Genomic DNA, 18,041 nt, shown 5'->3' on the forward strand with positions numbered 1-18,041 from the left:
AACTAGTTTTGAGCAAGCTGCTTAGTAAAAAGATGTCCAATTTATTGGGGGCAGTGCAAAAGCCGAGGATGCTCAAGGACCGCCCGCGGAAAGGGAGCGCCTGCAGTGCAATGAAACGGTTTGTACAAATCAACGAAAATTCCCTCTTCGTTTTCAACGACCAATAGCAAAAAACAAAAAACCGTAGACAACCTCCATTAATCTGGAGCTTATCTACGGTCTGAAAGCATCTCCTAAACGGAGGTCAGCTTTTTTCTTGTTTTTTTTTTAAGATTGAAGAAGATCAAAGATTTCAATGGTAATCATATCAATATTATCAAATTGATATTTCGATGATTTCCCTTTATCACTGTATACTTCAAGCTCGAACATTTCTGTTTTGCTGAAATATGTAACCTGGCACTTTTTCACACCATCTATTTCAAAAAAACGTTGAGCAGATTCAGATTCCTTCGCTTGCTCTTGAAGACTTTTTAATCTGGTAAGAATGCCCTGTAATTGAGACATACTCCCTCTCCTTTCTGAATAAAACCTTTTCGATAGGTTTCACTATACCATACTTTTCTATCCAGTAGCCACGCTGAAATAAATTCAGAATAATTTAAAACTTCCTTCTTTACATGGCACTATTAACAGCATAAAATAAGGAATGAATTTTGTACACGAAAAATTTTCTGGAGGTAGATTCGATTGCAAAGCATTAGTGAACTTGGTTATCGCATTTCTTTAATCGATGGTTTTGATTTGGACAGAAGAAATCGAACGGGAACATATGTAATTGCCGATACGGATATCACTTTAGTAGAAACTTCCGCCAGTCCTTCCATCCCCCACTTACTAAAGGGGCTCGATGAACTTGGAATAGCCCTCGAGGATATTACATATATCATTCTTACCCATATTCATTTGGACCATGCAGGCGGAGCCGGACTTTTTTTACAACATTGCCCGAACGCCAAAGTGATTGTCCACCCGAAAGGTGCACGTCATCTAGAAAATCCAACACGTTTGATAGCTGGAGCCAAAGCGGTTTATGGGGAAGACTTCAATAAGCTTTTTGATCCTATTCTACCCATTTCCCCCGAAAGAATGATATGTAAACACGATAGAGAAACCCTGCAAACTGGTGACCATTCCGAACTGACTTTTTATGACACCCCAGGACATGCAAACCATCATTTGAGCATATTCGATTCCATATCAAAAGGGATGTTTTCTGGTGACACCGTTGGCATCTATTATCGTGAACTGGATGAAGAAGGTTTGGAATTTTACTTACCATCGACATCACCAAATCAATTTAACCCGGAAGCCATGCTGGCTGCAGCAAAATTGTATGAAAGCCTTGGCGTCGAGCGAATATATTTCGGCCATTACGGGATGTCGGAAAATCCTAAGGAAGTATATAGGCAGCTTCATTACTGGCTGCCAATATTTGTAGAGGCGGCGAAATCTGCATTTAGTGAATACGCTGCCTTCGCGGACCGAGTTGAAGCAACCAGCAAAAATATTTTCACCGAAGTGGCAGCCCACTTGGATGAAAAGGGAATCAGCGCAGATCACCCTGTCTTTGAAATCATATCCTTGGACCTGGATGTTTGTTCCATGGGATTGATAGACTATCTTCTAAAGCAGGAGCAGAACAATCAGCTTGGTTTTTGAAGGTTTTATCTATCCAAATGACTTGGCATTCCCTATAATGAAAGAGTATAGCTCACCTATAGCATAAATGGAGGAACTGAAATGAAAGACGTCACGCTTTATACCCAACCTGATTGCCCTCCCTGCAAAATCATGAAAATGTTTTTTGATGATAATAATGTCGTATACCACGAAAAAGATATTAAAGCAGATGGACATGCACGTAAAGAATTAACGAATAAATATGGCGCTTATTCCACGCCAACGGTCGTCATCGATGGGAAGGCCATCATTGGCTTTGAACTTGATGCAATAAAAAAGGAACTCAATATATAACAAAAAGTCTGGAAGTGGCAGCCCCTTCCAGACTTTTTCATCTCACTTTCAATCCACAAATCTTTACCTTCCATACTTCACATCCTTTACCTTCCAAACGTCATTTTCTTTTTTCAACATAACGGATTCAACATGTTTCCCGCTTAGTACAGGGCCGTCCTCTGTGTTCTTGAACTCCTCTTGCACATAAATGAGTTTACCGTTATCCCCATATACAACTTCTGTATTCTCATCATAACTGAAAAACGGGATATAATAAGGTGCGAAGTCCGATCCAAATGCAGTATACCCGCCATCGACTTTCACTACATTCGCTTGCATGAACTTCGAGATGAAATCATCTGTAAAATATTTTTTCAGCTTTGTATCAATCGCTTCTTTCGTGCGTACTTCCTCGCTTATCGAGCCTTGGCTCTCAAAGGCACCCTTTACTAAATTAAGAGCTTCTTCCCTATGTAGGCCCTCTGCTGAAGCTGTGAACCCTCCACCTAAAAATAGAAGGACACTGACCATACTTGCAACAACATATTTCCTCATTCATATCATCCCCTGACTATAGAATTTGGTTCTGATTACTTAATGTCTATGTTCTTTCAATACCCGCCCAGAACAAAGCGAAACTACAAATTGGCACATAATCCACATTCGTATGACAACAATGAAAAAGGAGATTTCATGTGATTGAAATCTCCTCCTAATACCTATCGAAATGCATAGTAGAAAATAAACCCTGCAACCAAAATCGTCCCAACAATAAGAGAAACGAAGATCGGGTTCTTTAAATAAGGATGTTCTTTAACTGAATCATCGATTGTCGAATCGAATCTTGCTTTCACTTTCTGTGCCCTAGCTACAGAATACGTATAATATAGCAAATATATAGCCATGATTGTAACGATTATGAGTAGTATCCAGATATACGTGCTCAAAACATGTCTCCTCCAAGCGCATCATTTTGCTTATGGTTACACATTTCAGTATTTAATATACATGGATCGTTTTCTATAATAGGGCATCATTTTCATATAAATAGCTATAAGAAAGGTCGAAGAAAATGTATTCCTTATTATTCAAGGGATAGGAAAAGGTCCTTATGGTTTCCCCAGTTTCGATATCACTATATAAATCAGACAAAATCCCCTTTTTCTCATTGCGCATCTTTACAATGTTTTCGAGAAAATAAGGCCGCCAGCTCCAATTTTTATTCAGATAACCTGGTTGGACGATCCACTGCCCATCCTTATGGAGAATATTAGGTGATTTTTGATAACCCTCTTCGTCACAAATATAAAGGCGAAAACATATGGAATCCCACTTTTTAGCCATAAGTCCGAGAAATTCTTCATGAGATCCGTGTCGCTTTTGCTGCTTTAAGAAGGTTTCGATACTTTCATTAAATTGCAGGGTCTTTTGATAAACGACTTCCAGCTTCTTCGTTTCAAGTGAAATGAAGGACTGACATTCTTGATGGAATTTTTCCCGAAGTAAATCTTTATTGATGAACTCACCTTCGGGCTTGGCCAAAAAATACCCTTGATAATATCGTCCCCCATTTTTCCAGGCAAAGCGAAGCTGGTATTCGGACTCAATGTTCTCAAATAGTAAATTGGCACCGATTTTACGGGCAAGCATGCTTAGTGAAAACAGGATGACCTGATAAGCATCCCCACCCGAAATGCGAAGCTGGTTTAAGTTAACTTTTAAAATATTCGGAGAAATTTGCGCAATTTGGTCCAATTTCGTATCTTGACCTAAATGATCGAAAGCTATTTTAATCCCATATGTTTTAAAATAAGCAAGAACATGCTGTAGGGGATCAAAATTTTCCGGGCTGATCGTGTCTGATAATTCTAGTACAATCCTGTGCATTTCCTCAGGCTGAAAATGACGATGTAAAATCTCCATGAATTCTTCGCCATGATCGAGCATAAGCAAATTCGGGTCCCTGTTAATGAAGATCAGAAAATCTTCACCATAGTCCTTTATCCTTTCCAAGGCTATTTCAAGTACATAATTATCCACTTCCACCCTATATTCTTTAGGCACTGTAGGATCGTGAAAGAATGAGCCCAGGCTTTTATATTCAGATTGTTCTTCATAACGCCCTAAAATTTCATATCCGATTACCTGATGTTGATCTGCACTGAAAATCGGTTGAAAGAACGGTGTCACCCTGTCTAAATTTTTTAGTACTTTTTCTGTATCCAAGATGCATCTTCCCCCTAATTACAAAACGACAATATGCAAAAATTATACCATTAGTTTCTATTATTGATAATAAATAATTTTAATTGCGTAGGCATAACTCCGTTTACCGCCAATTATATCCCCACTTTTTCCTTTAACCATATCGATCTTCATTCAAAAGGCATTGTCCATATTAGAACAATGCCTCATGACCCATTAAAAGGGGAAGATCCAGGGAATTGTGATTACCATGATGACGCCGATGAATACCTGTATAGAAATCCCAATCACGATAAAGTCCTTATATTTGTAATCTCCTGCTGTCATGACAAGTGCGTTGGTAGTGGCCACCCTTGGTGTGGATAAAGCTAAACTCCCAGCTACAGCAAGGCAGATAAACACAGGAATCGGGTCTATTCCTTGATTGATGGAAGAAGTTAGCGCAATGGGCGTCATGATCACGACAGTAGCTCCATACGGAATGAATTGGCTCAGGATCAAGGTTAAGAGGTAGAACACCGCCAGTATGCCATGTGGACCGATATTGTTGAATATAACGGCCAGCCAATCGCTAATCATCCTCACTCCACCCGTACTATCGAGTGCAGCCGTAATTCCGAACATCGCGGCAATCAATAGGATCGGCTCCCAGTTAATCTTCTGATAAGCATCTTCCATTGAACGGACACATCCCGTAATGATCATCAACAAGGCGGCCGTCAGTACCGATAGCACTGCAGGAATGGATTCCAGCGACAAGAGAATGACCATCATTGCCGTGATGGCTAAGGAAATCCAGGCTTTGCTTTTGGAGTAAACATGGGAGCCATCTTCCGAGGTGCTCCCAATAACGATTACGTCCTGCAAATCCGAGGAAATCCTCTCAATGTTCTCCCATTCTCCATGAATTAAGATTGCATCACCAGGTTTCAGACGTTCCGTACCGACATCTGCTTGAATATATTCACCATTGCGATTGATTGCCAATACATTACATTGGTATTTCTCCCGAAAATGAACATCGATCAACGTTTGATTTTCATAATCTGAATTCGGAACGATCAATATTTCCGTCAATCCAAATTTGCTGCTTAGAAAATGTTTTTTTATTTGTTCCGTATTGAAATGTTTAAATTCCAGTTCATAGTTAAGTGTCAATCTCTCAACTGCTTCTTCTTCTCCGAATACCAATATGATGTCGTCAGGATGAAGCACTTCATCCGCCTTGGCTGAAATGGTAAGCTGTCTTTGTAATAGTGGTAATTGCTTATCCTTCGGCTTTCGCTGAATTTCAATTAAAGTCAATTCATATTGAACGGGGAGCTGAAGGTCTGAGAGCCTTTCACCGACAATATCAGAAGTTGGTGGTATATGCAGATAGTGCAGTCGATCATAAACTTTGTACATACCAGCGAGTTCCCCTGCAGACAAGCCCTTGACACTATTGTTAGCGGCAATCGTTTTTTCCGGCAGCAGCAGGCGCCCAAGAGTCAACATGAAGAATAAACCTGCTAGAAAAGCGATTAAGCCAATCGGTGTAAAGTCAAAAAATGATAATGTCTCCATACCGTTTTGCCTTAAGACCTCAGCAACGATCATATTGGAGGGCGTGCCAGTAAGTGTTAAAAGCCCGCCAATACTGCTTGCATACGCAAGGGGCAACAAATACCTTGTCGGGCTGGTTTTTTGTTGTAAAGCCATGCTCATAACGAGTGGAAGCAAAATGGAAACAATGCCCGTCCCACTTAAAAACGCACTTAATATTCCAGCCGTCATCATGACGATAAGCAGCGATTTCCACTCACTTCCCCCGCATAAACCTAATAGCTTATTTCCTGCCTTTTCCACAATCCCTGTATTCATGAGGCCTGCTCCGACAATAAACAGTCCAGCGAGCATGATCACCACTTGATTGGCAAAGCTTGCGACAAGCTCATCCAATGTAAGTATCCCAAGCAGACCCAGTATGGAAAGTGCACTAAGCGCAATTAAATCCGCGCGAAATTTCCCTTGTATAAAAAGCGCAATTGCGCATAGAAGTATAATCAGTGTAATAAACAGTGGCTCGGTCATCATGTTACCTCCGTATAGATGTTCAATTTCAAACCGTATAGGGTTACATTTTTCAAATGGGTAAAGAAGATATTTTCTTCATATTTTATATTTTGTTTGTTAGTATGAGGAAGTAACATTTTTAAATCAGATAGGTTGATTAATTTGAATAAACCCATTTCTAGAAGAACTTTTTTAAAAAAAGGCTTTGGTACATTGGCCGCCTTAACAGGTATAGGCATCGGCGGGAACTATTATGCCCACAATCTTGAGCCAAAATGGTTAGAAACCAAGTATAAGGTTATCAGCCACCCTCTTATCCCTCGAGGCTTTGATGGCATGAAAATGATTCAATTCAGTGATACGCATCTAGGCTTTCAATTTCAGTTAAAGGATTTACAAGCAATTGTCCATAAGATAAACGAACTGAAACCTGATGTTATTTTATTTACCGGAGATTTAATGGACCAGCCTAATAAATACAAGGCTCAGCAGGACATTCCCCTTGTTTTAAATCAGCTCAAAGCGCCACTAGGAAAGTTCAGCATCTACGGTAACCATGATCATGGCGGATACGGCTCAACGATTTACAGCAACATCATGAAGCAATCCCATTTTACCATGCTACAAAATGCCTCCACCAAGCTTTCGTTATTGACGGGTGAAGAAATATTCATAGCAGGGGTCGATGATGCGATGCTCGGAAAACCGGACTTTGAAAAGGCGCTTGCCAGCATTCCAGACGAAGTATTCACCATCATGCTTTCGCATGCCCCAGATCTGGCGGATACATCACGGACTTATAACATCCAGTATCAAATAAGCGGTCACAGTCACGGAGGTCAAGTCCAGATTCCATTTGCCGGAGCCCTTGTCACTCCTCCGTTTGCTGAGAAGTATCGGGAAGGCACGTATGAACTTGATTCTTTGACGTTACATGTCAATCGGGGGCTTGGCACCACCCGGCTTCCGTATCGTTTTCTTTCACGCCCTGAGCTAACGGTTTATGAACTGAAGGTAGAATAGTGATAGAAAAAGAATACAGGGGAAAGCCGCCAGACTTATTAACAAAACCTGTGCGACATGAATGACTTGTGACTGCCATTGATCATTTGTAATGGATTCTTATGAATTATAGCATTAGATGTCTAAATGAGAAAACTTAGTTTTTTTTAGCCCTATTGTTAAACATCATGAGATTATGCATACATTAAATAGCCACAGAGGAAAGCGCCGATACACCCTAAAACCGACACCGTTATGTAGATGAGACTATCTATATAGCGGTATTTTCTTATTAGCTCGATTGTTTCCATACTGAATGAGGAAAAGGTCGTAAACGCTCCTAAGAAACCTATTGTCAGGAAAATTTGAAAGGATGAATGCCAAGCGTCTTTCTGAGGTAACACAATTCCTAAAGCGAAGGAACCTATCAGGTTTATCAATAAAATGCTAATAGGAATTGAGCCGGCTGGCAATAGCCTATTAAAAATCATCTGCAATACATATCTTGATGCTGAACCAAAAAAACCTCCGATAAAAACTGAAAGAACCTGATTCACTGCATATCACCTCTTTGTCTATTGAAAAGACCCAATCCAAGAAAACCGGCAAGCAAGCCCATTGAAACGCTGGCTCCCATATACACACCTGCATATAACACCGATGTCTGCAGGAAATTGGCCGTTTCTTGGGAAAAGGTTGACATGGTGGTGAAGCCGCCACAAAACCCACTGCCCCATGCTAAAAAAGCGAGTGACTTTTTTTTCGAGGCGAAATAGCCATTGATCATTCCGAGTAAAAAGCTACCTACTATATTTACTAAGAGGGTTCCCAACGGAAGGAAGGAATGGGCCGTCGCCAAAATTAAACAATAACGTAACAAAGCCCCTGTTGCCCCACCAAATCCAACGACTAAGATTCTTTTAAGGAAATCCATTGCAGTCACCTCTGATTTTTCACATAAGTAGATTCATTATAACAGATTGAGGGGAAACAGGCTCTTTTCTAAAAAAAATCCATACTATGTATGGAATTATAGGAAAGGAGGCCAATTATGCGAGCACAGTATTTGCCTTACCACTACTATCCTCAATCCTTCATGCTACAGGACGAATACAGGAATGGATATGGAAATGAATTTTATAATGACGAGCGATTTTTTCCTTTCTTTCCTCTACTAGCACCTGTTGCTTTTGTAGCAGGATTGGCGGTGGGACCATTGTTATTCAATAACCGTCCGCCAGCTTATCCGCCATATCCTCCTCCCTACCCACCTTATGCTTACCCTCCTTATCCTGCTTATCCTGCTTATCAAGGTTTTCAGGGTTACCCGCAACAATTCGGTGCACAGGCACAGGCAGGAATTTCTGAAAATATCAACATATACACTCAATAAATCAGAAGGCGTAATTATACGCCTTCTTTTTCTTTGCCAAACGACGTCAATCGGAAATTTACTTCCTAATCCATTCTGAAGTGGTATAATATGAAATGCATAGATGTTATAGTGTAGGGAGAGTTTGTCCTGTCTTTAGAAAACGTACATTCATCATTTGTTACGGCTATAGGACTAAATGGCACCGCATCTCAATATAAGGTATTTACGGAAGGAAACTATGTTTCACTCCTTCTAACTCAATTATGAAAAGGAGTTCCCATAATGAACCAAACGAAAGGACATTCTGAAAGGGATGAGTCTTCGATTAACTCCCTTGCCCAAGCCGTGTTTATCGTTAACAAGCATGCAAAGACCGCGTTGGAGCCTAAAAACTTATACCATTTAAAACGGCTCGCATTAAGCAAGCTTCTGCAAGAAGGCAAAGCGAAAAAGATTGGCTTGCACTTTTCCGATAACCCCCGTTTTGCAGCGCAGCAATCTGATGTCATTGTCGAATGCGGATCGTATGTGTTTCATCTGCCTCCCACTAAGGAAGATTTGAAAAAACTCCCCCATCTCGGCAACCGGGCAGCATCCATACGCAATCCTAAAGCAGCTTTGTCCTTATCCAAAGCAAAACAAATCCTGCAATCTTATGTTGGACAAGCCGGAGTCAAACAACCTAACCTCACTACCGAGAAAAAGGCTTACGGACGCGGGTCGGTCAAGCAGCCTTTTCACAATCCATTCCCTTCCTCCTTCTTAGGAAAAGGTTCAAAGTATTAAGGACAAACAAACAGGCCGTGAGGTGATTCCTCCCGGCCCGTTTTCATGACTATAATACGTATCTATCTATCAATTTTACAAGCTCCGCTATTTCTGGTTTGCTGATTTGGGCGTTCGCTCCTACCATTTGCCCTTTATGACGCAGGCTATCCGTAATGAGCGAAGAGAAAATGATCACCGGCAATACGGATAGCTCACTGTTTTCTTTAATTCTCCTAGTCAAGTGGTGGCCATCCATTTGCGGCATTTCAATATCGGTAATCACCATTTGCACTTCTTCCGTTACGTCTTTTCCTGATTCGATCAAACCCTCTAAATAGCCAATCGCATCAAGTCCATTTTCATAAAACTCCAAGTACTTGAATCCCGCCTCTGACAATGTATCAAACAATAGCTTCCTTAGTAATGGAGAATCTTCTGCAATCACGATTCTCTTATCTGAATTTTGACGGATACCGAGCTTCTTGACCTGCTGGATGTTTATTCCTGATTCCGGATTGATTTCGACCACGATTTTCTCAAAATCCAGTAACAATAACATTTCGCTATTGAGTTTAATGACTCCGATAATCTGACTTTCAAGGCCTTGATACATATCCGATGGCTTTTCGATTTGGGACCAGGAAATACGGTGTATCTGTGTCACGGTATGCACATGGAAAACCACTTTTTGCTGATTGAATTCCGCAACTATGAATTTGTCCTGCTCAGGAGATGCAGAAGGCGGGAACCCTAGAGCGTCGGCCACATTCACAACTGGCAGCACCTCTCCCCGAAGTTCAATGATTCCCTCTACATTTGCATGGGAATGGGGAACAACTGTGATCGGTACAGGATTAATGATTTCCTTCACCTTGATTACGTTAATGCCGAATTTATTCTTGCCGATGCCGAATTCCACTATCTCCAGCTCATTCGTTCCACTTTCCAGTAATATCCCTTTATTTGCTTCCATTGGTTTACCTCGCCCTTCTCTTGCTTTTTTCTTTTTTCCGTGCCAAACTACCCATCCAGCAAAAAGTCTATCATGATTTTCTTCCATACTCTCATACCTAATAATTCGGTTAATTATCGCTTTTGTTTAGAGGAAAGATAAAAAAAGATTCCTTAAGCGGATTCTTCATTTAAGATAAACAAAAAAATTGGCTAGGGTTGTAGAAAAATAGGTTTTTTAGTGTAGCCATTCAAGGAGGCTTCCTATGACCCCCTGAAATGAAAAGCTGACTTCCAAAGTACCTTTCCTGCAAAACGGGGTTATTCAGAATTATATTGTAGTTTTAAAGCTGATTGGATTGGAGCGGGTGTTGTGACACTCCTGAGGGAAATTTCGCGTCTATGTGAGACCCCACAAGCGCACCAACATATAATAAATAAAAGAAGTTGAATATCTACATATAGTAGGCATTCAACTTCTTTTTTCTTTAATAGGACTTTATCAGTGCCCTCAGCGCCTGCAGTGCAATGAAACGCATAAAGTACAATCCTCCAAAACTGTGGGCATTGGAGTTGAATTAAGTAGGGATTTTAGCTCTTTCGTGATTTTTTCCTTGGGTTCAGCCAGCCTTTTTTAACGAAGTATAAAAACATCATCAAGGCAATTCCGCCCATCATTCCAAGGACGAGGAAATAGCCATAATGCCAGGTCAATTCGGGCATAAATTCAAAATTCATCCCATACACACCAACTATGAAAGTCAGCGGCATGAAAATGGTCGTGATGACAGTCAACGTCATCATCGTCGAATTCATATTATTGGAGTTCACCGATAAATAACTATCCCTGATATCGGAGGAAAAGTCCCGATAGGATTCAAGCATTTCGGTCAACTTCAAAAGATGATCATATACGTCATTGAAATAAAGGTGCTGATCTTTTAAATAATTCAACCGCTCTGATGAAATCATCCTATACAATAAATCTCGCATCGGTAAAATGGTCCTCCGCAGCTTGGACATATCTGTCCGCAAATCGAATAGCTGATCCATCAAATCATTTATTGTTTCATTTTCCGTATTGTCTTCAATGCTTCCTAAATCGCTCTCCATTTTATAAACAGGAGGGAAAAATTCATCGACGATCCTGTCGATGATTCTGTGCATCAAAAAAAATGGGCCTTGCTTCAGCATTTTATTACCTGATATTTCTTCCCATACCTTTTCCAGCTCAAGCATATCTTCCTTATGAAAAGTGACAATCCATTTTTCCCCGACAAACATATCAAGCTCAACTGCTCTGAATATCTTCTGCCTCAGAGCATGTATCACAAGAAATTGATAGTTCTCATAAAAATCCATCTTGGGACGTTGATTGAAGTCATCGAGGCAGTCTTCGATTGCCAGTGGATGAAAATGAAAATGCTTGGATAATAGCTCGATTTCTTTAGTTGTAGGATTGGAAAAATCCACCCAATACCACTCTATATGCGAATCATACAATTCCGATAACGGTATATCAAAATTAACTTCTTGGTTGGACGTTATTGAGCAGGTTCTTATCATATGTATCAGCCCTCAAATATTTTCTTATCTTACATTATACCTTTAATTCATGAATCTCAAAAAGTAATTATCCCCCAACCATACTAAATGATAAAATAGGATGAACCAGTTAAACAAAGCAGATCATTTAGAAGTATGAAAAGGGAGGATATTCATAGATGGAACACTTAGTTAACCCTTTAGTAAAAGACGTTCAAATTTCAGGAATCCGCAAATTCTACAATATGGTCGCTGAAATCGAAGGAACCATTTCTTTAACGATAGGACAGCCAGATTTTCCAACTCCAATGCATATTAAAGAAGCGGCTAAACAAGCCATCGATCAGGACCATACGGTTTACACTCACAATGCCGGTTATCTTGAGTTACGCGAAGCTGCATCTGAATATGTTATGGATAAATACAAGCTTTCTTATAATCCCGCTAATGAGGTCATCGTGACAACAGGTGCCAGCGAAGGAATTGACATTACATTCCGTACGATCCTCACCCCTGGTGATGAAGTAATTTTGCCAGGACCGGTATATCCAGGATACGAACCTATCATCAAAATGTGCGGTGCAGTTCCAATCTATGCCGATACAACCAAAAATGGATTTCGGCTGACTGCGGACATCATTGAAAAGTACATAACAGATCAGACTCGCTGTATTGTTTTGCCCTATCCATCGAATCCAACCGGGGTCACATTGTCTGCCAAAGAACTGCAGGACATTGCCGAATTAGTACGGGGTAAGGATATCTTCATATTAGCCGATGAGATATACAGTGAACTCGTATTTGATCAGGAGCATGTTTCAATTGCAACTTTCCTGAAGGAACAAACCATCGTCTTGAATGGCCTTTCCAAATCCCATTCCATGACCGGATGGAGGATTGGGCTTCTGTTTGCCCCCGTAGCCATCTCTAAGCATATCTTGAAGGTCCATCAATATAATGTGACCTGTGCCGCTTCCATATCGCAGAGGGCAGCCTTAGCGGCCCTGACCGCAGGCAAGGATGATGCCATCCCAATGAAGGAAGAATATGCAAGGAGAAGGGAATACGTTTACAGGCGATTGCAATCAATGAAGCTGGAAATAGTGAAGCCAAATGGGGCCTTTTACTTCTTTATCAAACTTCCTGAAGGCTATCCCACTTCGCTAGACTTTTGCCTCAGACTTGTCAAGAAAGAAAAGGTGGCAGTAGTCCCAGGAGATGCATTCTCCCCACTTGGCGAAGGGTACTTTAGATTATCTTATGCCTATTCCATGGATACTTTGGAAAAGGCTTTGGACCGTATAGAGGCTTTTTTAACTTTACAGGAATCTTAAGAAGTGTCACAGTAAAGGCAACGGAGGAATTTCGACTTTGGATGGGATTATTCGACCTGGAGCTGGAACAATTCGTCCTTTTGAAGCATTTATTCGTCCTGGAACGGGATTTATTCGTCCTTCCGACACATTAATTCGACCTAAAGCAGGTACAATTCGTCCTTCCGAAGCATTTATTCGACCTGGAACGCGGATTAATCCACCTGACACTCGAGTTATTCGGGCTTGATCGTGGTTCATCCGATCGCCATGCCTTTTTCCAAGAAAAATTAAAGCTCCAGAGCCTGTTGGTTTCTGGAGCTTTTTTGGCATGTTTATTGCGAAATACAGATGCATATCGAGGTTCCCAGGTTCATGAAGGTGTATCTCCGCGAAGGCAAGGCCGTGATTAATATAATCTTCGTAAAAAACGTATCTCCCGGTATCCTTCTTCCTTATTTGTCGTCGTTAGGCTAACTTCAACAATCGATCCGAGTAAATCCGCCATTACTTCTTCAAATTCCTTTGCAGAGCGTGGTTTTGAAAAGCCTAAGTTTTTCAATTCACGCATCAGGATTTGGAAACCGGCATTCGTTTCGATATGGCTGAATTTGACCGGCAGGATCAGCGGACTTTCATTCATCAATTTCAGATCCCAGCGAATGGGTTTTGTTTGATGAATGGTTTTTTCGCGTTTAAAGTCTTCAATCCTGACAATATATCGACCATCCTCTAATTCCTGGAATTTCATATGAATGTCATCGAATTCACCCATAACGATCACTCCTTTTTGTAAAGGCTGTCGCTATCAGCTTATTCATGAAAAAGAAAAGGTAGCACTTAATTATAGTGTTTATATAAGGCCTGGGTACCGCTATTTCCCTCGCCAGCTTCTGCAAGGTCTTCATAGAGGGATTTACTCAGACTTAACCCTGGTGCGTCCATTCCCATTTTTTCCGCTTCATCAAGAGCAATTTTCATATCCTTTATAAAATGCTTGATATAGAAGCCTGGTTCAAAGTCTCCTTTTACCATACGCGGCACTAAATTGGATAGCGACCAGCTGCCAGCTGCGCCAGATGAAATGCTTTGCAGAACGCGGTCCGGATCCAAGCCCGCCTTCTTCGCATACGATATCGCTTCAGTTACTCCAATCATATTCGAAGCAATGGCAATCTGATTGCACATCTTCGTATGCTGGCCCGACCCCGGCGGACCTTGATGGACCACATTACTGCCCATTATTTCAAAAATGCCGCGATTTGCTTCGAACGCGTCACGATCTCCGCCTACCATGATGGTGAGCTTCGCATCACGTGCGCCGATATCGCCACCAGAAACCGGTGCATCCAATGCCTCCATGCCTTTCTTCTTGGCTTCCTCGGCGATTCTCATAGCCAAGGTTGGAGTCGAGGTCGTCATATCGATTAAAAAAGTACCTTCTCTCCCATTTTCGATAAGCCCATTTTCCCCAAGGTAAATCTCTTCCACATCAGTAGGGTATCCTACCATGGTAAGAATCACATTGGCAGTCCGGGCAATGTCCTTAGGTGCTGCGGACCATTCTGCGCCCTCTGAGAGCAGCTCATCCGCCTTTTCTTTCGTCCTTGTATATACATTAACCTTATATCCTGCTTTAAGCAGATTTCGAGCCATGCTCTTTCCCATAACTCCCAAACCTATGAATCCAATTACTTCGTTCGATTGCGTCAATGCAAATTCCTCCAAATCGTTCTACTTCTTGATAAGCTTAAATGGATTTCACCATTCCTCCGTCAACTAAATAAGATTGGCCCGTTAAATAGGTATTGGCACCCGAAACAAGGAATGTAACGAACTTCGCAAATTCCTCTGGTTCCCCATAACGGCCAAGAGGAATTTTATCAAGAGCATGTTCTGTAATTTTCTCCTGTGTGACCCCCAGTTTCTCAGCATTCATTTTATCCAAGTGCTGTATGCGGTCCGTGGCGATCCTGCCAGGCCCAACTGTATTGATCAAGATTTGGTCCGGGGCCAACTCAGTAGCTAACGTCTTCGACAAACCAACGATTGCGGTCCGGAATGTATTGGACAAAATAAGTCCTGGGATTGGTTCCTTTATGGATGAAGATGCAATATTAACGATTTTCCCGCCCTGTTTTTTTAAATGTGGCAGGCTTTCACGGATTGTCCTGATGAAGCTTAGTAAATTAAGCTCGAAAGATTGCTGCCACTCTTGATCAGTGAAATCGGTAAAGCTTCCCCCTGGAGGACCTCCAGCATTATTGATCAAAATGTCGATACCCCCAAACTCAAGCACCGTTTGGTTTACCAGGCTTTTAATATCTTCGGCTTTCGTTATGTCCGTGGCCACATATGCTATTTTGCCCGGCCCAAGCAACGATAATTCCTTTTTAACGGCGGCAAGCTTTTGTTCATCGCGACTGGCAATCATGACATTTGCACCTTCTTTAACCAACTCAGCCGCTATCGCTTTCCCCAACCCTTGACTTGATGCTAAAACCAAAGCATTTTTCTGTCCCAATTTCAAGTCCATCTCATATCCCCCATTCTCTATATACAAATATAAATCCATTATATCGTTATAACCGAAAAGTGAAAAATCTGAATAAACTTCCTATGCGCTTTTTTTACTTGCTTATTTGTTTATAAAAAAAAAAACGACCGGTTGGATAATCCAACCGGCGTCAAAGGGGGAAATGAGAGAATGTCAGCTGTTTAAGTTGAAGCTAACAACTGTGCTTGATTCTTATTTACCCTGATTTTTATTCGCTAAACATATTTCCCGAAAAATAATAAAGTAAAAAGTGACAGGTCAGCACCCTACCAAACAAACCGTGGGTGGGGTGCTGTTCATCACGATTTAATTTATCGTTTTAAAGCATTTACTACTGCTTCTTTCACATTATCATTCGTATCAAGCTCTAAAACGTCTTGAGATAGTTTTTTCATATCTTCAAGCGAAAGTTGGCTAATTAACGAACGTGCTTTTAGAATCGAGGTGGCACTCATTGAAAACTCATCAAGGCCAAGACCGATAAGGATCGGGATAGCCACTTCATCTCCAGCCATCTCGCCACACATTCCAGCCCATTTACCTTCTTTATGAGCAGCATCTATGACCATTTTTACCAGACGTAAAATCGCCGGATTATACGGTTGATATAAATAAGACACTCTCTCATTCATTCGGTCAGCTGCCATTGTATATTGGATTAAGTCGTTGGTGCCGATGCTGAAGAAGTCTACTTCCTTAGCAAACACGTCTGCCATCACTGCCGTTGAAGGGATCTCAACCATAATGCCGACTTCGATGTTCTCAGCAACTTGGACACCACCATCAAGCAATTCCTGTCTGACTTCAGCCATGACCGCTTTCGCTTCACGGAATTCAGCCAATGTGGCAATCATCGGGAACATGATCTTCAAATCCCCGTATATGCTTGCGCGAAGCAGGGCACGTAGCTGAGTCCGGAATATCTCCTGTTCATTAAGACAGAGACGGATTGCACGGTATCCAAGGAAAGGATTCATTTCCTTAGGAAGCTCCAGATACGGCAACTCCTTGTCTCCGCCAATATCAAGCGTGCGGACGACTACCGGCTTTCCTGACATTCCTTCCAGTACAGCTTTGTAAGCCTCGAACTGTTCATCTTCACTTGGAAAATCATTTCTGCCCATATAAAGAAACTCAGTACGGTATAACCCGATTCCTTCACCGCCGTTTTGATGAACGCCGTCTAAATCTTTCGGAGTCCCGATGTTGGCAGCCAATTCGACATGATGACCATCTTTTGTAACCGTTTGTTCATTCACCAGCTTCGCCCACTCAGCCTTTTGCTTAGCATAGGCAACCTGTTCATCTTCGTAGCGTTTCACCAATTCAGGAGTAGGATTAACATGAACTTCACCCTTTGCTCCGTCAATAATGATCAAGTCTCCATTTTCAATCGACGAAGTTACTGATTTTGCCCCAACGACTGCTGGGATTTCCAATGAACGAGCCATTATGGCCGAATGAGAGGTACGTCCCCCGATATCAGTCGTAAATCCTTTAACGTAAACTGGATTCAACTGAGCTGTATCGGAAGGAGTCAAATCCTCCGCAATAATGATCACTTCTTCAGCAATCATGCTCGGATTTGGAATATGAACACCTAAAAGATGAGACAGCACCCGTTTTGTTACGTCACGGATATCGGCTGCTCGTTCCTTCATGTATTCATTATCCATTTGCTCAAACATCGTAATGAACATGCTTGCTGTCTCGTTTAAAGAAAACTCAGCGTTGACTTTATCCGATTGTATTTTATCGGAGATCGGATTTATAAGCTCCGGATCTGCCAATACGAGCAGGTGCGCGTCGAAAATCGCGGCTTTATCGGCCCCTAGATCTTTTTCGGCATTTTCCCTGATAACCTCTAATTCAACCGTGGACTTTTGAATAGCTTCCTTAAAACGGGATATTTCCGCCTGAACGTCTTCTATGCTTCTTTTTTCGATCGTTAAATCTGGCTCTGTAAGTCGATAGGCTTTAGCGATGGCTATCCCGTTTGAAGCTGCTATTCCACTAATCAAAGTGGACATTATTCTGCTAATCCTTCTCTGTTCAATGTTTCAGTTAGGGTGTTTAGTGCATCATTTTCATCGCTTCCTTCAGCAGAAATCGTGATTTCTGCATCTTTGCCGATTCCTAGGGACATAACGCCCATGATTGACTTAAGGTTCACTTTTTTCTCTTTATAAGCAAGGTTAATTTCTGAATCGAATTTTCCGGCAGCTTGTACAAGCAATGTAGCGGGACGAGCGTGAATTCCTGTTTCTGCAGTTACTGTAAATGTTTTTTCTACCATATAAATCAATCTCCT

20 protein-coding genes are annotated in these 18,041 nt (G+C 41.4%); 6 read left to right on the top strand and 14 right to left on the bottom strand.

What is annotated here, in order from left to right; all coding sequences use genetic code 11:
* Nucleotides 1–267 precede the first annotated feature (267 nt).
* Nucleotides 268–507, bottom strand: a complete 240-nt coding sequence (locus tag ASU00_RS04525; protein WP_034314086.1) for a YkuJ family protein — start codon at nt 505–507, stop codon at nt 268–270.
* 183 nt (nt 508–690) lie between these two features.
* On the opposite strand from ASU00_RS04525, the gene ASU00_RS04530 reads away from it, so the two are divergent.
* Both ASU00_RS04530 and ASU00_RS04535 read left to right on the top strand, forming a co-directional pair.
* Entirely contained in the window at nt 691–1,662 is a 972-nt protein-coding gene (locus ASU00_RS04530) for an MBL fold metallo-hydrolase (protein WP_057912266.1), read from the top strand.
* An 81-nt stretch (nt 1,663–1,743) separates the two neighbouring features.
* Entirely contained in the window at nt 1,744–1,977 is a 234-nt protein-coding gene (locus tag ASU00_RS04535) for a glutaredoxin family protein (protein ID WP_057912267.1), read from the top strand.
* A 63-nt stretch (nt 1,978–2,040) separates the two neighbouring features.
* Here ASU00_RS04535 and ASU00_RS04540 read toward each other — a convergent pair whose 3' ends face one another.
* From ASU00_RS04540 to ASU00_RS04555, 4 genes are all read right to left on the bottom strand, one after another.
* Nucleotides 2,041–2,514, bottom strand: coding sequence for a DUF3993 domain-containing protein (locus ASU00_RS04540; protein ID WP_057912268.1), 474 nt, complete (start codon nt 2,512–2,514; stop codon nt 2,041–2,043).
* A gap of 164 nt (nt 2,515–2,678) precedes the next feature.
* A complete protein-coding gene (locus tag ASU00_RS04545) occupies nt 2,679–2,906 on the bottom strand; it encodes a hypothetical protein (RefSeq protein WP_057912269.1) in 228 nt (75 codons plus the stop codon).
* 73 nt (nt 2,907–2,979) lie between these two features.
* Nucleotides 2,980–4,188 (bottom strand): EAL domain-containing protein, encoded by a 1,209-nt coding sequence (locus ASU00_RS04550; protein WP_236712602.1) that lies wholly within the window; start codon nt 4,186–4,188, stop codon nt 2,980–2,982.
* Between the two features lie 192 nt (nt 4,189–4,380).
* Entirely contained in the window at nt 4,381–6,237 is a 1,857-nt protein-coding gene (locus ASU00_RS04555; RefSeq protein WP_236712587.1) for an SLC13 family permease, read from the bottom strand.
* Nucleotides 6,238–6,381: 144 nt separating this feature from the next.
* Here ASU00_RS04555 and ASU00_RS04560 point away from each other — a divergent pair, with 144 nt between their 5' ends.
* The gene (locus ASU00_RS04560; RefSeq protein WP_057912272.1) at nt 6,382–7,242 is read left to right on the top strand and encodes a metallophosphoesterase; all 861 of its coding nucleotides are present in this window, start codon (nt 6,382–6,384) and stop codon (nt 7,240–7,242) included.
* A 173-nt stretch (nt 7,243–7,415) separates the two neighbouring features.
* Here the strand turns inward: ASU00_RS04560 and crcB are convergent, their stop codons facing one another.
* Entirely contained in the window at nt 7,416–7,778 is a 363-nt protein-coding gene (gene crcB, locus ASU00_RS04565) for a fluoride efflux transporter CrcB (protein WP_057912273.1), read from the bottom strand.
* Nucleotides 7,775–8,155 carry a fluoride efflux transporter FluC gene (locus ASU00_RS04570; RefSeq protein ID WP_057912274.1) on the bottom strand — a complete coding sequence of 127 codons (381 nt, stop codon included), beginning with the start codon at nt 8,153–8,155 and terminating at the stop codon, nt 7,775–7,777. The genes crcB and ASU00_RS04570 overlap by 4 nt, the downstream gene beginning before the upstream one ends.
* A gap of 162 nt (nt 8,156–8,317) precedes the next feature.
* On the opposite strand from ASU00_RS04570, the gene ASU00_RS04575 reads away from it, so the two are divergent.
* Nucleotides 8,318–8,614 (top strand): penicillin-binding protein, encoded by a 297-nt coding sequence (locus ASU00_RS04575; protein ID WP_236712604.1) that lies wholly within the window; start codon nt 8,318–8,320, stop codon nt 8,612–8,614.
* A gap of 264 nt (nt 8,615–8,878) precedes the next feature.
* A complete protein-coding gene (locus tag ASU00_RS04580; RefSeq protein WP_057912275.1) occupies nt 8,879–9,382 on the top strand; it encodes a YkyB family protein in 504 nt (167 codons plus the stop codon).
* A gap of 49 nt (nt 9,383–9,431) precedes the next feature.
* On the opposite strand, the gene ASU00_RS04585 is transcribed toward ASU00_RS04580, so the two are convergent.
* A complete protein-coding gene (locus ASU00_RS04585) occupies nt 9,432–10,337 on the bottom strand; it encodes a chemotaxis protein (RefSeq protein WP_057912628.1) in 906 nt (301 codons plus the stop codon).
* A 569-nt stretch (nt 10,338–10,906) separates the two neighbouring features.
* A complete protein-coding gene (corA, locus tag ASU00_RS04590; protein WP_057912276.1) occupies nt 10,907–11,881 on the bottom strand; it encodes a magnesium/cobalt transporter CorA in 975 nt (324 codons plus the stop codon).
* A gap of 158 nt (nt 11,882–12,039) precedes the next feature.
* On the opposite strand from corA, the gene ASU00_RS04595 reads away from it, so the two are divergent.
* Nucleotides 12,040–13,194 carry an aminotransferase A gene (locus tag ASU00_RS04595; protein ID WP_057912277.1) on the top strand — a complete coding sequence of 385 codons (1,155 nt, stop codon included), beginning with the start codon at nt 12,040–12,042 and terminating at the stop codon, nt 13,192–13,194.
* A gap of 388 nt (nt 13,195–13,582) precedes the next feature.
* Here ASU00_RS04595 and ASU00_RS04600 read toward each other — a convergent pair whose 3' ends face one another.
* From ASU00_RS04600 to ASU00_RS04620, 5 genes are all read right to left on the bottom strand, one after another.
* Nucleotides 13,583–13,948 (bottom strand): hypothetical protein, encoded by a 366-nt coding sequence (locus ASU00_RS04600; protein WP_057912278.1) that lies wholly within the window; start codon nt 13,946–13,948, stop codon nt 13,583–13,585.
* A 65-nt stretch (nt 13,949–14,013) separates the two neighbouring features.
* Nucleotides 14,014–14,886, bottom strand: a complete 873-nt coding sequence (locus tag ASU00_RS04605) for an NAD(P)-dependent oxidoreductase (RefSeq protein WP_269085306.1) — start codon at nt 14,884–14,886, stop codon at nt 14,014–14,016.
* Nucleotides 14,887–14,923: 37 nt separating this feature from the next.
* A complete protein-coding gene (locus tag ASU00_RS04610) occupies nt 14,924–15,709 on the bottom strand; it encodes an SDR family oxidoreductase (RefSeq protein WP_057912279.1) in 786 nt (261 codons plus the stop codon).
* A 332-nt stretch (nt 15,710–16,041) separates the two neighbouring features.
* A complete protein-coding gene (gene ptsP / locus ASU00_RS04615) occupies nt 16,042–17,760 on the bottom strand; it encodes a phosphoenolpyruvate--protein phosphotransferase (protein WP_057912280.1) in 1,719 nt (572 codons plus the stop codon).
* A complete protein-coding gene (locus ASU00_RS04620) occupies nt 17,760–18,026 on the bottom strand; it encodes a phosphocarrier protein HPr (protein ID WP_057912281.1) in 267 nt (88 codons plus the stop codon). The genes ptsP and ASU00_RS04620 overlap by 1 nt, the downstream gene beginning before the upstream one ends.
* Nucleotides 18,027–18,041: the final 15 nt, after the last annotated feature.

Origin of the sequence: Peribacillus muralis (assembly GCF_001439925.1) — a bacterium.
Classification (GTDB): Bacteria; Bacillota; Bacilli; order Bacillales; family DSM-1321; genus Peribacillus; species Peribacillus muralis.

Excerpts from the sequence above, each read along its gene's own strand:
- ASU00_RS04585 (WP_057912628.1), bottom strand. The coding sequence starts at position 10,337 with ATGGAAGCAAATAAAGGGATATTACTGGAAAGTGGAACGAATGAGCTG.
- corA (WP_057912276.1), bottom strand. The coding sequence starts at position 11,881 with ATGATAAGAACCTGCTCAATAACGTCCAACCAAGAAGTTAATTTTGAT.
- ASU00_RS04610 (WP_057912279.1), bottom strand. The coding sequence starts at position 15,709 with ATGGACTTGAAATTGGGACAGAAAAATGCTTTGGTTTTAGCATCAAGT.
- ASU00_RS04600 (WP_057912278.1), bottom strand. The coding sequence starts at position 13,948 with ATGGGTGAATTCGATGACATTCATATGAAATTCCAGGAATTAGAGGAT.
- ASU00_RS04535 (WP_057912267.1), top strand. The coding sequence starts at position 1,744 with ATGAAAGACGTCACGCTTTATACCCAACCTGATTGCCCTCCCTGCAAA.
- ASU00_RS04525 (WP_034314086.1), bottom strand. The coding sequence starts at position 507 with ATGTCTCAATTACAGGGCATTCTTACCAGATTAAAAAGTCTTCAAGAG.
- ASU00_RS04595 (WP_057912277.1), top strand. The coding sequence starts at position 12,040 with ATGGAACACTTAGTTAACCCTTTAGTAAAAGACGTTCAAATTTCAGGA.
- ptsP (WP_057912280.1), bottom strand. The coding sequence starts at position 17,760 with ATGTCCACTTTGATTAGTGGAATAGCAGCTTCAAACGGGATAGCCATC.
- ASU00_RS04555 (WP_236712587.1), bottom strand. The coding sequence starts at position 6,237 with ATGACCGAGCCACTGTTTATTACACTGATTATACTTCTATGCGCAATT.
- ASU00_RS04570 (WP_057912274.1), bottom strand. The coding sequence starts at position 8,155 with ATGGATTTCCTTAAAAGAATCTTAGTCGTTGGATTTGGTGGGGCAACA.
- ASU00_RS04575 (WP_236712604.1), top strand. The coding sequence starts at position 8,318 with ATGCTACAGGACGAATACAGGAATGGATATGGAAATGAATTTTATAAT.
- ASU00_RS04620 (WP_057912281.1), bottom strand. The coding sequence starts at position 18,026 with ATGGTAGAAAAAACATTTACAGTAACTGCAGAAACAGGAATTCACGCT.
- ASU00_RS04540 (WP_057912268.1), bottom strand. The coding sequence starts at position 2,514 with ATGAGGAAATATGTTGTTGCAAGTATGGTCAGTGTCCTTCTATTTTTA.
- ASU00_RS04580 (WP_057912275.1), top strand. The coding sequence starts at position 8,879 with ATGAACCAAACGAAAGGACATTCTGAAAGGGATGAGTCTTCGATTAAC.